Here is a 13,448-nt window from a genome sequence, read left to right as displayed (position 1 = left end):
CGTGATGATGGCGGCATCCGGACGGGCGATCCCCGCCAGCACGGCAATCTCACCGTGGTGGTTCATCCCCATCTCCAGCACCGCGCAGTTGTCCCCCTCCTCCATGCGGAGGATGGTCAGCGGCAGGCCGATGTGGTTGTTAAAGTTTCCCAGCGTGGCACACACCTGGTACTTCTTCCGCAACACCGCAGCGACGAGGTCCTTCGTGGACGTCTTGCCGTTGCTGCCCGTGATGCCGATCACGAGCGGGTTCAGGAGTTCGCGGTAAGCACGCGCGAGTTGCTGGAGCGCGAGCAGCGTGTCCGGCACCTCGATGACGGCGCAGCCCAGCGCTTCCACGTTCTCAGGCAGCCGGCTGACAATGACCGCCGCCGCACCGGCCTGAGCCACCTGCGGGACAAAGTCATGCGCGTCAAACTTCTCCCCCACCAGGGCCACAAACAGCTCTCCTGGCTGGATCTTCCGGGAGTCCGTGTTGACGCTGGTACAGGTCGCAGCGGGATCGCCGCAGACGAGGCGACCGCCGCTGTAGTTGGCAAGGGTTTCGAGAGTCAACGCCTTCACTGACGGTCATCCCTCCTTTGGCGTGCCTCCAGCCGCTTTTCACCCTTGATGCGGATCTCGATGTCCACCAGCTGGCGGGCCACCCTGCGGTCGTCAAAGGGATGCTTCACCCCCTGCACGTCTTGGTAGGGCTCATGTCCCTTGCCAGCGATGACGACAATGTCCCCCTCCCGCGCCCCTTTGATGGCGGTGTGAATGGCCTCCTTGCGGTCAGCAATGAGGGCGTGAGCGGAGCGGGTGAATCCCTTGCGGGCGTCGTCCATGATCGCCTGCGGATCCTCGGTGCGTGGATTGTCGCTGGTGAGAATGCTGATGTCGCTGTGATCCTCCACCGCACGTGCCATGAGCGGCCGCTTCAGACGGTCGCGATCGCCACCACAGCCAAAGACCGTGATGATGCGCTCCGGGCGCAGCGCCCGCGCCGTGGACAGGGCATTGACCAGGCCGTCCGGCGTGTGCGCATAGTCCACAAAGACGTGGAAGGAATGATTATCCGGCGTGACACGCTCCATACGCCCCGGGATCTGGGGGGAGGACTGCATCGCCTTAACCGTATCGCGCAGATTGCAGCCCATGCCATGGGCCGCAGCCAGAGCCGCCAGGGAGTTGTACACATTAAACTGGCCGATCTGCGGGATGCGCACCAGCAGGGAGCGCCCCTTGTGCTCCAGCTCGAAGCTGGTGCCTGTGAGATCATAGCGGGGGTTCACCGCACGATAGTCAGCCGCCACGCCCAGTCCATAAGTGACCAGACCGGGATGCTCCCTGTGCGCATCCACCAGACGACGTCCCCAGATGTCGTCCACATTGATGACGAGCTTGCCACTGCGGGAGGCCGCTGTGGAGGAGAAGAGCTTCGACTTCGCCTTGAAGTACTCCTCCATCGTCCCGTGATAGTCCAGATGGTCCTGGCTGAGATTCGTGAAGACCGCTGCAGCAAAGGGCACGCCATGGGTGCGATGCTGGTCAATGGCGTGCGAGGAAACTTCCATCGCCACAGCCACGCAGCCGCGGTCACGCATTTCTGAAAGCAGCCCCTGCAGTTCCAGCGACTCCGGTGTGGTGTGCGTGGCAGGCTTCAGGTCCCCGCCCACGTCATACACCACCGTGCCCAGCAGCCCGCAGCGGCGATGCGCGTGATTCAACAAATGATGCAGCAGGAAAGCCGTCGTGGTCTTTCCGTTGGTCCCGGTCACGCCGCCCACGGCCATGTTCCGGGCAGGATGCCCCTTGTAGGCGGCGGCCATCTCGGCCAGGGCCACACGCGCATTTTTCACATGCAGCCAGGTCACGCTGGAGTCTTCCGGCGGCGCGGTCTCGGCCACAATCGCCACCGCCCCCTCAGCCAGAGCCTTGGGGATGAAGTCATGTCCGTCCGATTTCACACCCCGTAGGGCAAAGAATACAAAGCCAGGCTTCACCAGGCGGGAGTCATAGGCCAGGCCGGCCACTTCCACGTCCAGGCCACCACTGATGACCGGTCTGTCCAATCCTTCGATAAGATCGCGCAAAATAGTCATTGGGCACCTCCGTTGCTCAGCGGGGATATCTCCCGCTGGACGGCATGAGCGACCGCCATGGTATGAAGACTTTGTTTCATGAGTTGAGAAAAGATGGGAGCGGCCAGCTTGCCGCCATAGAGTTCTTCCGGGGCACCGTGGGGATCGTCCACCACGATGATGGCGCAAAGCTCGGGCTTGTCCGCAGGGGCGAATCCCGCAAAGGACACACAGTAGTGCCCCTCTTCATAGCCGCGGCCATCGTCACGGCGACGCTGGGAGGTGCCGGTCTTCCCGGCCACGATAATGTCCTCGATCCCCGCCTGCTTGCCGGTGCCCTTCTGCCCCTGCACGACCTCGACCATGGCCTGCCGCATCAGCTCAGCGGTACGCGGAGTGCACACCTGGCGCACCACTTCGGGCTTCAACTGCCGGACGATGTTCCCCTTCTCATCCCTGACTTCCTTGATGAGCTGGGGCTTCATGAGATTACCGCCGTTGGCGATCACGCCCACCGCCATCGTCATCTGCAGCGGGGTCACCGTGACGGCATGCCCCATGGCCATGCGGGAGAAGGTGAGCCCGTCCCAGGCCTTGCGCGGCCACACAGTGCCGGTGATTTCACCCGTCAGCTCAATGCCGGAGCGCTGGCCGAAACCGAAGTTCCTCACGTACTCGAGGTACTTGTCATCGCCCACTCGGAGCGCCAGCAGATACGCCGCACGGTTGCTGCTCTGCGCAAAGGCGTTCAGCACGGTCACCGGGCCGTTCACGTGATCCTTGATCCGCTGGGAGGCGAAGACCTTGAGGCTGGGATCCACGTTGATGGTCTCCCCCAGGCCGGTCACCTTGCGGTCCAGAGCTCCGGTGTAGGCCACGACCTTGAAAACAGAGCCCGGTTCATACTGGGCACTCACCGCCGGATTGGCGATGATGCCCTTCATCGTCTCGCGATCAATGTGCGGACGGCTGGCCATCGCCAGCACCGCCCCGGACTTGGGCTCGATCAAGACGGAGGTGATCCGCTTGGGCTTGTACTGCATGAACGCCTGCTCCAGCACCTGCTCCATCGTGTCCTGCAAATTCATGTCGATGGTCAGTGTCACCTCATGACCATGCCGGGGCTCCTCCCCCTCGCCGCGGAAGGAGGTGATCTCGCGTCCCTTTCGATCCTTCTCGATCCACTGGAAGCCATCCGTACCGGTCAGCTCCGTGTTGAGCACCGCCTCCACCCCTTCACGCCCGATCTGGATGTGCTTCTCCCGCTTGCGGCCCCCTGGGCCCTCATCCTCCAGCACGGTCTTTTCATTCACATAACCCAGCACGTGCGTCAGGCGCTCTTCGGCCGGGTAGAAGCGCCGCACACTGGCGCGCAGGCTGATGGCATAGACGTTCCCTTCTTTGAGCCGGGCCTTCCAGATATCGGCGGTCTCCGTGGGCAATCCCTTGAGAAGAGGAAACTCGATGCGCTTTTCATCGGCCATCTGCACGGCCAGATCGGCCGGCACAGGCTCGCCTGTTTCATTCAACGTGGCGGTGACCACGGCCGTGACATGCTCGCGATACTGGGAGATCACGTCCTCAGGCTTCATGCCATTCACCACCTCAGAGAGCGGGCGCTTCTGAATCCTTGCCAGCCGCGTGCGCACGTCATTGAGATCCCGCAGGTGTTGCGTGTTCACCCAGACCTCGTGCACCAGCTTGTCATGCGCCAGCAGTTCGCCATTGCTGTCGCGAATCACCCCGCGCATGGCTGGCAGCACCACGCGCTGCTTCAGCATGCCATCGCCCCGGCGCGCCCAAACGTTATGATCCACCGCCTGCAACCCGTACAGCCGGAACGCCACCCCGCCAAAGGCGGCCAGCAGCAGCGCCAGCATCACCGCGATGCGGTGGGGCACCCATCTGTTCAAGTCGGGAGTTGGGGAGTCAGGAGCGTTCATCGGCGCAGCGGTTTGCCTGTGGCAGGCGTAGATTCTGGGTCGGCGGGAGAAGGAGTTTCAGGTTCAGCAACAGGAATGGCCGCGGGGACGTGGTCCGGCGCAGGGGGAACCTTGATGATGCTCTCGGGCTGGATGTTTTTCAACCTGGAGCGCTGACTTGTGAGACGATCCGTCAGGTTTTTCCGGGAGAGCGCCTCCCCCACCTTCATGTCCAGGGTGCGAATCTCCTGCTCCAGGGCCGAGATTTCCCGCTCCACCTGCTCCTGCTGGCGGCCGAGGGCGTAGGTGCGGTTCTTCGTGAAAATATGCAGCAGCGCCGCCGTGCCCACGGAAATAGAGATCACCACGAGCAGGAAAGCCACCCCGGAACGCCGTGGTGTGGCGCGATTTCGAGGGAGGCTGAGCTCGGGTTCTTTCATTGGGGCAGTTTTTCGGCGGTGCGAAGTTTGGCGCTGCGGGAACGGGGGTTGCGTTTGACCTCCTCGTCCGTGGCCTCCTGGGGCTTGCGATGCAGCAGCCTCAGGCAGTGCTCCGGATTGCGGCGGGGCTCCGGCCACTCCGGGCGGTCCAGCCACTCCGTGGAAAGGCGTTGGAACGCCTGCTTCACCATGCGGTCCTCCAGCGAGTGGAAGGAAATAACCGCGAGCCTGCCCCCGGGCTTCAGCCAGGTGGGCGCAGCGTGCAAAAAGTCTGCCAGGGCGGCCAGCTCGTCATTCACCGCGATGCGCAGCCCCTGAAACGTGAGCGTGGCGGGATGAGTCTTGCCCCGACGGGGAATCACACCCGCAATGGCCGAGGCCAGGTCCGACGTGGTGGTGAAGGGCTTCTGCTCCCGACGCTGCACCAGCGCCCGTACGATGCGGCGCGACTGGCGCTCCTCACCATACTCCCACAGAATGCGCTCCAGCTCCGCTGGCTCGTCTTCATTCACCAGATCCGCCGCCGTACGTCCGCCCCCGGTATTCATGCGCATGTCCAGCGGCCCCTCATGCATGAAGGAGAACCCACGGGAGGCCACATCCAGTTGGTACGAGGAAACTCCCAAGTCCACCAGCAGGCCATCCAGCGCGGTGATGCCCAGTGATTGGAGCACCGCCGGAAACTCGCGAAAATTTGACTGCACGCTCCGGAACTGGCCCGTGGCCGCATACGCCTTGAGCCGCTCCCCCGCATGGTTCAGGGCATCCATGTCCTGATCCAGACCGATGACCTCCGCCCCAGCCTGCAGCAGCAAGGAAGTGTGCCCCCCGCCTCCCAGCGTGCCATCCAGGATGACCATGCCAGAAGCTGGAGCCAGAGCCGCCACCACCTCGACCGGGAGCACCGGCAGATGGTAGCCCGTGCCTCCGCCTGCGTCTGCTCCGGTGGGGGAGGCGTCGGCGATGGGAGAAGAACTGGGCTGGGCGGTCATTGAAACGTCAGTTGGGAGCCAAATGGCGAAAAAAGCCCCGTCGCTTAACGTCTCTTAGATATCAGGACTTGGCCGATTTGGCAATGACGGATAATGCCCCTTCTTGACCGGATTTCGACCGGAAATGCAGGAACTTTTTGGACCCACCCCGCAGGGAGCCGTGCCAGCTCAGAATCCGGGCAACGGATTGATCCTGGCCCGCTCTGGCGCAGTCAGCGGCGCGTCGGCCTTCCTGAGATAGCCCGCACGATTCTCCGTCAACCACTCGCGGGTCATGATTCGGAGTTCCGTCACGGTCATCCCAGCTTTGGAGCCTGGGATCTCCCCCATCGCGGCCAGACGGGTCCGGTCACCGGAGAGACGGTACTCGCTGGCCCCCAGCTTGAGGGATCCACTCCATGGCCCCTCCCCGGCATTGGCGGCGACCAGGGACTCCACCTCATTGGCCAGCATCTTCACCTTGCGGTAGCTGATCTGCCACGCCTTGCTCTCCCGGTACTCAATGATGATCGTGACGCCGGACTTGCTGAAGACCAGGGACTCGGGGTCGCTGGCTGACAGAATGGCCGACCGGCGCTCGATCACCGGACCATAGCGCTCCATGCACTGCTCCACCGTCTCCCCCAGTCTCGCCTCGGCAACCGTGGCGAATGAGGTCGTGGCAAGAAACAGCAGGGCGCAGAGCTTCAGCTTCATTGAGGTCATCCGTAAGTGAAACGCCCCCAGTCTGTCAAGGTTGCGCAAGGGGTGCCTATGGCGAATTCCCGCCCCTGCCAATGGACACCCCAAGGCAGCAGAGTACAGATGGTGCTTTTTCCCGGGTTCCGTCTTGTGTCTTGTGTCTTCTGGTCTTTGTGTCTCTTCATGACATCAGACAGCGTCAACTGGGAGGCCGTGCGCGCCGATTTCCCCATCCTGCACCAGGAGGTGCGGGGGAATCCACTCATCTATTTTGACAGTGCCGCCAGCTCCCAGAAACCGCGGCAGGTGATCGATGCCCTGACCCGCTACTATGAGCATGACAACGCGAACGTGCACCGCGGGCTCCACGAGCTGAGCTCCCGCGCCACCGACGCCTTCGAAGCTGCGCGCAACAAGGTCGCGAAGTTCCTGAACGCCGCCAGCGCGGACGAGATCATCTTCACCCGCGGCACCACGGAGGGCATCAACCTCGTGGCCCAGGCCTACGGCACCCGCTATGTCAAGGAGGGCGATGCCATCCTGCTCACCGAGATGGAGCACCACAGCAATCTCGTGCCCTGGCAACTGCTGGCCGAGCGCACGGGAGCCTCCCTGCGCTTTGTCCCGGTGCTGGAAGATGGCACGCTGGACCTCAGCAAGCTGCCTGAGCTCCTCACTCCTGAAGTGAAGATCTTCTCCTTCACTCATATCTCGAACTCGCTCGGCACCGTCAACCCCGTGGCAGACCTGTGCCGCGCCGCCCGTGCCGTGGGAGCCATCTCCGTCGTGGACGCCGCCCAGAGCGCCGGACATCTGCCAGTGGATGTCCAGGCCCTCGGTTGCGACTTCCTCGCGCTCTCCGGGCACAAGATGTGCGCCCCCACCGGCATCGGCGCCCTCTACGGTCGGGCCGAGGTTTTGGAGAAGACCCCTCCCTACCATGGCGGCGGGGAGATGATCGTCAGCGTCTCGTTGCACAAGAGCACTTATAAAGAGGCGCCACACCGGTTTGAGGCAGGCACGCCCAACATCGCCGGTGCCGTGGGACTTGGTGCCGCCGTGGATTATCTGGAAAGCATCGGCCGGCAGAACATCGCGGCGCACGATGGCGAACTCGTCCGCTATGCCCAGCAGCGCATGGAGGCAGACGTGCCCGGCATCCGCATCATCGGGCCCCGTGATCGCAGCGGGCTCGTCGGCTTCGTCATGGAGTCCGCGCATCCGCATGATCTCACCACCTATGCCGACCGCTACGGCCTCGCCCTCCGTGGCGGGCATCACTGCAACCAGCCGCTCATGAAGAAGTTCAAGCTGCCCGGCACCTCCCGCGCCAGCTTCTACTTCTACAACACCAAGGAGGAGATTGATCGCATGATCACCATCCTCCAGGAGGCCGCCCGATTCTTCAGTTGATCGGAGTCGATCCGCGGATTCCTTCTCTTCTTTTCTCTCCTCCCTCCATGATCCCCAACTCCGACCTCGAAGAACTCTACCAGCAGGTGCTGCTGGATCACTCCCGGCGCCCGCGCAACTTCGGTGAGCTGAGCGAGGCAGACGCCACGGAGGCGGGCGAGAAGGTGGTCAAGGTTCAAGGTGACAACCCATCCTGCGGCGATGAGATCGTGGTCTCCGTGAAGCTCGCGGACACCGGCCTGAAACTGGCCGACATCAAGTTCACCGGTCAAGGGTGCGCCATCAGCCAGGCCTCCGCCTCGCTCATGACCATCAAGACCAAAGGCCGCAGCCGCGCCGAGGTGGAGGAACTCATCGCCGCCTTCCACGACCTGATCACCAAGCAGACAGAGAATCCGCCAGACATCCTGGGTGATCTGCAACTCCTCCAAGGCGTCTGGCGCTTCCCCCAGCGCGTGAAATGCGCCACCCTCGCCTGGCGCGCCCTCGAGCAAGCCCTGCGCGAAGGATCCGCCAGCGTCGTGACAACTGAGGTGGAAGGGTAGCGGGAGCCTTGTCGCGCCGCGCATTGGGGAGCGCTCGCATCCTGCGTGCCCCCTTCTGCATCCTGCGGAAGGGCCCGCCAGGTGATGCAGCGATCAACCTACGCTGCAACACCTTCAGCCTCCGCCCCCCGCGCATCGGGGCATTTTGCATTGGGGGAGCGCAGGCCGCGGCCTGCTGCAAGGTCAGCTCGCCCGAAGCTCAGTCGCACTCGAAACCCGATGCCGGAGGCATCAAAGCCATTAGCCGGACGGTTGAAGGAGCGTAGCGACTGACACCTCCGGAGGATGAAGATGAGTATTGCATCCCGGAGTGGATGCCAGCGATGTCCCTTTGCCTGCGCAGGTTGCAGTTCAACGTTGGGAAAGATGGCGCAGAGCCTCAGAACCTGTTTGGATAAAAACGCTGGGGGTGTTGCGAGGCATTTTGAGTCTGGACAAGGCGCGAAGAGGGCGTGAATCGAGATTCACAACCGATGAGCAACGCAGTCCAGGCTCAAAAGGACCGCAACCCGGAGGGGTAGATCTCAGCCTCGGCGAAGCCGCTCTTATCTTAATCCCTTAATTTATCCTGCCACACCCAGATGTTTTTATCCAAACAGGTTCTCAGGTGTGGAGGCCGTCACGAGCGTCACCCGAGCCCTCCCACGCCACCAAGAGCCGGGACGGCTCTTCTACCTTCCCTCCGGCGCAGACGATTATTTCCTATTCCACCCTTCCCGCCACATCGCGCTGACTGACGTTCCCAGCACCATCCCTCCATCCCCCCGCTACCCCATCACTCCACCTCCCCGCCCCCCTTCGCTCCCCACCTCATCCTCCAGCCCTCGAACATCGCAAGCATCAACGTCAACCCCGCTAATCCCCACATCACATTCGATCTCGACCACGCCGTCGCTGCGCTGATTTCCTGGGCGGCGACTGCCACGCCAAAGAAAATCAACACCGCAAGCACCCGCGCCTTTCGTCGTGCTGCCTTCTCCGATGGACCGCCCACAAGCTGACTGGGTGTCAAACGGCGCTCCTTCCCCCACGCGGTGAAGCACAGATACAGCAGATGCATCTTGCGCCACAGCGGGTACCCCAGCAATCCGAGGACCAGCACCACCCCGGCAGCCATCCATCCCGTCGGACGAGGCATCCAGATGAATCCGATGAAGACCGGCAGGAAAAACGTCGTTACATTCCACAGCGAGAACATGCCCCCTAGTGTAGTGATTCTCAAATACCTACTCTTAACTTCTGTTTGGATTCATGGAGATTCGTGCGCGGTGGATCTTCGCAAGAATCTCGCTGCCCTTGGCTTTCCAGACATAGCGCCGTGGATTTCGGTCGCGGTCCGCGAGGTAGGCTTCGATGGCTTGCTCCAGATCCTTCAGACTGGTGAAGCTGCCCTCGCGTATGGCATCCTCGGTCAGGTCTCTGAAGAAGCGTTCAACAAGGTTCATCCAGGACGAGGAGGTTGGAGTGAAGTGAAGAACGATGCGTTCGATCCCATGCGCCTTGCCGTGCCGTTGGTTGCGCCATTTGATCCAGCTTCTGACCTTGGGATGTTTGTGAGTTGAGTAGTTGTCGATGACCAGGTGCAGGGCCAATCCTTCGGGTGTCTCGCTGTCGATCTGTTTGAGGAAGGCCAGCCATTCGACATGGGTATGGCGTTGCGTGGTGTGACGAATGATGCTCCCGTCCAGATAATTGAGCACGGCAAAGAGTGTCAGGGTCCCGTGCCGGATGTAGTCATGGGTGGCTGTGCGCACGTGCCCGATGCCCAACGGCAATCCCGGTTGCGTGCGTTCGAGCGCCTGGCACTGGCTCTTCTCGTCACAGCAGAAGACCAGGGCCTTTTCCGGAGGATCAAGATACAGACCAATGACATCCCAGAACTTGGGCTCGAAATCCTTGTCGTTGGAGAGTTTGAAAGTCCGTGTGAGGTGCGGCTTGATGTCGTTGGCTTTCCAGAGACGATGGACGGTGGCATTGGAAACCCCTTTGTCTTTGGCCATGGATCGTGTGCTCCAGCGTGTCCGGTGTGACGGCGGGCGCACAGCTTCGACGAGGATTGCCGCCTTGATGGCCGGCTCGAGCTCAGAAGGCCTTCCGCTACGCTGCCGCTCTTGCAAGCCAGCCATCCCTTCCTGCCGGAAACGGCACTCCCATTTGGCGACGACCACACGCTCCACCGAGAGACGAGAGGCCACATCCTGCTGGGAGAGTCCCTGGCTGCGAAGGAGGATGATGTTGGCTCTCATAACCAACCGCTGTGGGGACGAGTGGCGTCCGGTGACCGCCTTGAGGTCTTTGACTTGGGTGTCATCGAGGGCAAGAAGACGAATCGGACGAGCCATGAGAAAAACATATACGTCCGGATCGTTTTGTATAGCTATTTAAGAAACACTACACTAGCAAGGCAAATTCCCGCCGCTCTGCGGGCGTCAGGTGTTGCAGCACCTCTGAAATAACTGGCGAGCCCGCCAGCATCTCCATCACCGAGCGCCGCCCCTTGCGCGCCGCCCCAGGTTGTTTGGGTCTTTCCTCCTCTTCGCCCCTCTCCATCGCCGCCGCCACCGTCTCCACCTGCGTCCGAAATTCCGCAGCCGTGGGGAACCGCAACTCCGGACTTGTCTCCAGGGCCCGCAGCACTATTTCATCGATCCGAATGTCCACCTGCACCTTGCGGGACGGCGGCTCCAGCCTTTCTCCTGGACGCTCACCCGTAAGCAACTCATAGAGCACCACCCCCAGGGAATAAATGTCGGCCCGATGATCCGGCATCACCCCCTGCTCCTTTGCCTCTGGCGCAGCGTAAGCCGGTGTCCCCATCCCAATTGTTGCCGAGGTGACGCACCCCTCGTCAACGACAGCCTCATCACCCGTCACCATCTTGGCGATGCCGAAGTCCGTGATCTTCACGCGTCCCTCCTTGTCCACCAGGATGTTCTCCGGTTTGATGTCCCGATGCACGATCCCGTGCTCGTGAGCACATTGCAGCGCCTCGCACACCGGCGGCACGATGGCCAGAGCCTCCTTGGGTGACAGCCGCCGCGTCTGGATGAGTTGGCGCAGATTCACCCCATCCACAAACTCCATGATCAGGTAATAAAAACCCTGCGTCTCTCCAAAGTCGTGCACGGCAACAATATGCGGATGATTCAGCCGCGCCAGAGCCTGGGCCTCACGCTCAAACCGAACTGCAAAATCCCCATCCCCCACCCGCTCCGGAGCCAGCAGCTTCAACGCCACCCACCGGTTTAATGACTTCTGACGAGCTTTATAAACCACCCCCATGCCCCCGCGCCCAAAACACTCCAGGATCTCCAGTTGCGGGAAATACGGTGCCAGTTCCTCGGGTGTCAGAGTGGGCATTGGAGCCGATTCTCCCCCGTGAGTCTGGGTTGGCTCCAGCACCTGACCCATCAGGCAGGCAGGGCACAGCCCCAGGGGAGCCTGGGCGTTTACCAACAGCTTCTCGCACTTGGGGCAGCTTGTTTTGATCTCTGTGGATGATTCACTCATACCCGGTCCTGACGCGTCGATTCCCAATCATCACCGAAAAGTTTCATCCATCCAGAAGAGCACGATACAATGCCTGGAGCTCCACGTCCACCATCGCAGAGTCTCCCACCGTACCCGCCACCTCCTCGCGCACCCTCTGGCGGAATCGCCTCTTCAATCGTTGCACCGCCATGCGAAAGGCCGGAAGACTCAGCCCCGCCTCGTGGGCCAGACCGGACTGTTCGCCATACCCTCCCTCGCCCATCAGCAGAGGCTTCACCATCTCAAAGAAGGGCCCGTTCCCTTGCCCCACACATTCCTCACGCAAGTGATCCAACGCATGCGATAGCAGCGTTACCGCCCACTGCTTGTCGTATTGCGCATCCGGAGAAGGCTGCGCGGGATCCACCAGGTTTGCCATCTCCTCGCCTTCGTAGTCCACCGCACTCCAGCCCGCCCCACGCTTCATCGTATGCGCCGCCATCCGGTGATGGGACAGAAAATGCTTCACCGCACCAAGCAGATAGGATCGGAATCGCCCGCGCGCCGGATCCACCGCCCCCATGGTGCCACCCCGCAAAACCTGCGCGAAGAAAGCGTGCGCCAGCTCCCGGGCCCCGTCCGCATCGCGCAGTTCACAGCGTAAAAACGCCACCACCGGCTCATAGTAAGCTTCACAAAGCTCCGCAAGAGCCACCCGCCCCTCCTCGGAAGGAGCCTTCGCCAGACAGACTCGCGTCCACCGGGTGCTGTGAAACCCCAGCCCACTGCGTAAAGCAGGCGCTGTTGCGGTGGAAGGAAGCGGTTCGGTCATGGTCTGATACAGGCCCCTGACACATTGCAGGAGAACTATCACGCAATGAAAGGAAAAAACCTTCTTTGTGCAGCCCTACCCTGTTCTGCCACTCCCGGCCTCGCCGAGTCTTCACCAAACTCACACCATTCCTTCACGCCGAATTCACCGCTTGGCAGTTCCCATCCGCCTCCCGTTTCGTCATCCTTGTGCGAGCATCATGAAACAACATTCCGAGGCCGACTCTCCACCCACTTCTCACCCCGCCGCATGGCCAATCTTCCTCGGCGCGTTGACAATCTACTTCGCGTCATACTTGCTTGGAGACGTCATTCTCCTGACTAGCAGCTTTGAGAACTGATCCGATTTTGCTGTCGTAAAACGGTATGCTGGCGAAACGCTGGCCAAGGGAGCGTTTGCCGGCTTCATCTCATTGATCTGCCCCTTGGGGCTTACACTCTTGTTCATCCCCATCACCTTCCAATCCCGCCGCAGACTCATGGTCGCTCTGGTGGCCCCGATGCTGACCCTCTCAATTCTAATGGTCTACATGGTGTTCAGCAGCCCTGGCACATCAAAGGATCGACTGGCTCAACAACTGAAGATACCACTTCCAGCAGCTCACGACCGCTACTTGGCATATCACCCTCAAGGCTCCAACTTGCTGGTTCGCATCGGTTCCGGCATACGCGATTGCTACAGTTTTCATCTTGATTCCGAATCCAGGAAATCATTGCCTCGGCAACCTTCATCCCTCGGAAGAACGCAAGCTTCAACTGCAAAGCCAAAGTGGGCTCCATGCGGACATGCCACCAGAGATTGCCTTTGATCTACAATCTCCTGACCTGGTCGTGTACCCCGCCGGATGGGATACCGATATTGTCACGCATCCAGCGTCGTCACGCATACTTATCATTTACTACTCTCCTCCTCACTAACTTGGCGATGACTCAGTCCGAGGAAGCATGGGGACCGCACGCCAAGTGTGATTGATGCGCCTGTGGGCACCGGGCCGGGCTACGCGATGCCGGAGGCATCAAAGCCATTAGCCGGATGGTTGAAGGAGCGTAGCGACTGACACCTCCGGAAGATCAAAATGAGTATTGCATC

12 protein-coding genes are annotated in these 13,448 nt (G+C 61.3%); 2 read left to right on the top strand and 10 right to left on the bottom strand.

From position 1 onward, the window contains the following. From murF to BV034_RS13875, 6 genes are all read right to left on the bottom strand, one after another. A partial coding sequence (gene murF, locus BV034_RS13900; RefSeq protein WP_265592976.1) for a UDP-N-acetylmuramoyl-tripeptide--D-alanyl-D-alanine ligase occupies positions 1 to 555 on the bottom strand: 555 nt, incomplete at its 3' end. Between the two features lie 5 nt (positions 556 to 560). After that, complete coding sequence (locus tag BV034_RS13895; RefSeq protein ID WP_050027612.1) at positions 561 to 2,084, bottom strand: UDP-N-acetylmuramoyl-L-alanyl-D-glutamate--2,6-diaminopimelate ligase; 1,524 nt, start codon at positions 2,082 to 2,084, stop codon at positions 561 to 563. Further along, positions 2,081 to 3,964, bottom strand: a complete 1,884-nt coding sequence (locus BV034_RS13890) for a penicillin-binding protein 2 (protein WP_265592975.1) — start codon at positions 3,962 to 3,964, stop codon at positions 2,081 to 2,083. Before BV034_RS13890 ends, BV034_RS13895 begins: the two co-directional genes overlap by 4 nt. A 38-nt stretch (positions 3,965 to 4,002) precedes the next feature. Then, complete coding sequence (locus BV034_RS13885) at positions 4,003 to 4,425, bottom strand: hypothetical protein (RefSeq protein ID WP_050027610.1); 423 nt, start codon at positions 4,423 to 4,425, stop codon at positions 4,003 to 4,005. Continuing rightward, positions 4,422 to 5,417 (bottom strand): 16S rRNA (cytosine(1402)-N(4))-methyltransferase RsmH, encoded by a 996-nt coding sequence (rsmH, locus tag BV034_RS13880; protein ID WP_081887800.1) that lies wholly within the window; start codon positions 5,415 to 5,417, stop codon positions 4,422 to 4,424. The genes BV034_RS13885 and rsmH overlap by 4 nt, the downstream gene beginning before the upstream one ends. Positions 5,418 to 5,585: 168 nt before the next feature. Beyond that, positions 5,586 to 6,113 (bottom strand): hypothetical protein, encoded by a 528-nt coding sequence (locus tag BV034_RS13875; RefSeq protein WP_050027609.1) that lies wholly within the window; start codon positions 6,111 to 6,113, stop codon positions 5,586 to 5,588. Positions 6,114 to 6,281: 168 nt separating this feature from the next. Between BV034_RS13875 and BV034_RS13870 the strand changes: the two genes are divergently transcribed. Then, positions 6,282 to 7,511, top strand: a complete 1,230-nt coding sequence (locus BV034_RS13870; protein ID WP_050027608.1) for a cysteine desulfurase — start codon at positions 6,282 to 6,284, stop codon at positions 7,509 to 7,511. Between the two features lie 47 nt (positions 7,512 to 7,558). Continuing rightward, entirely contained in the window at positions 7,559 to 8,056 is a 498-nt protein-coding gene (gene sufU / locus BV034_RS13865) for a Fe-S cluster assembly sulfur transfer protein SufU (RefSeq protein ID WP_050027607.1), read from the top strand. A 775-nt stretch (positions 8,057 to 8,831) separates the two neighbouring features. Here sufU and BV034_RS13860 read toward each other — a convergent pair. Genes BV034_RS13860 through BV034_RS13845 form a run of 4 tightly spaced genes read right to left on the bottom strand, consistent with a single transcriptional unit; the run spans position 8,832 to position 12,359 of the window. After that, positions 8,832 to 9,254 (bottom strand): hypothetical protein, encoded by a 423-nt coding sequence (locus BV034_RS13860; RefSeq protein WP_050027606.1) that lies wholly within the window; start codon positions 9,252 to 9,254, stop codon positions 8,832 to 8,834. A gap of 34 nt (positions 9,255 to 9,288) precedes the next feature. Further along, complete coding sequence (locus tag BV034_RS13855) at positions 9,289 to 10,398, bottom strand: IS630 family transposase (RefSeq protein ID WP_050027605.1); 1,110 nt, start codon at positions 10,396 to 10,398, stop codon at positions 9,289 to 9,291. 49 nt (positions 10,399 to 10,447) lie between these two features. Continuing rightward, entirely contained in the window at positions 10,448 to 11,566 is a 1,119-nt protein-coding gene (locus BV034_RS13850; RefSeq protein ID WP_050027604.1) for a serine/threonine-protein kinase, read from the bottom strand. A gap of 43 nt (positions 11,567 to 11,609) precedes the next feature. Next, positions 11,610 to 12,359 carry an RNA polymerase subunit sigma-24 gene (locus BV034_RS13845; protein ID WP_050027603.1) on the bottom strand — a complete coding sequence of 250 codons (750 nt, stop codon included), beginning with the start codon at positions 12,357 to 12,359 and terminating at the stop codon, positions 11,610 to 11,612. Positions 12,360 to 13,448 lie beyond the last annotated feature (1,089 nt).

Origin of the sequence: Verrucomicrobium sp. BvORR034 (genome assembly GCF_000739635.1) — a bacterium.
Taxonomy (GTDB): Bacteria; Verrucomicrobiota; Verrucomicrobiia; order Verrucomicrobiales; family Verrucomicrobiaceae; genus Verrucomicrobium.
Note: the sequence above shows the minus strand (reverse complement) of the source record. Positions and strands in the feature narration are given on the sequence as shown.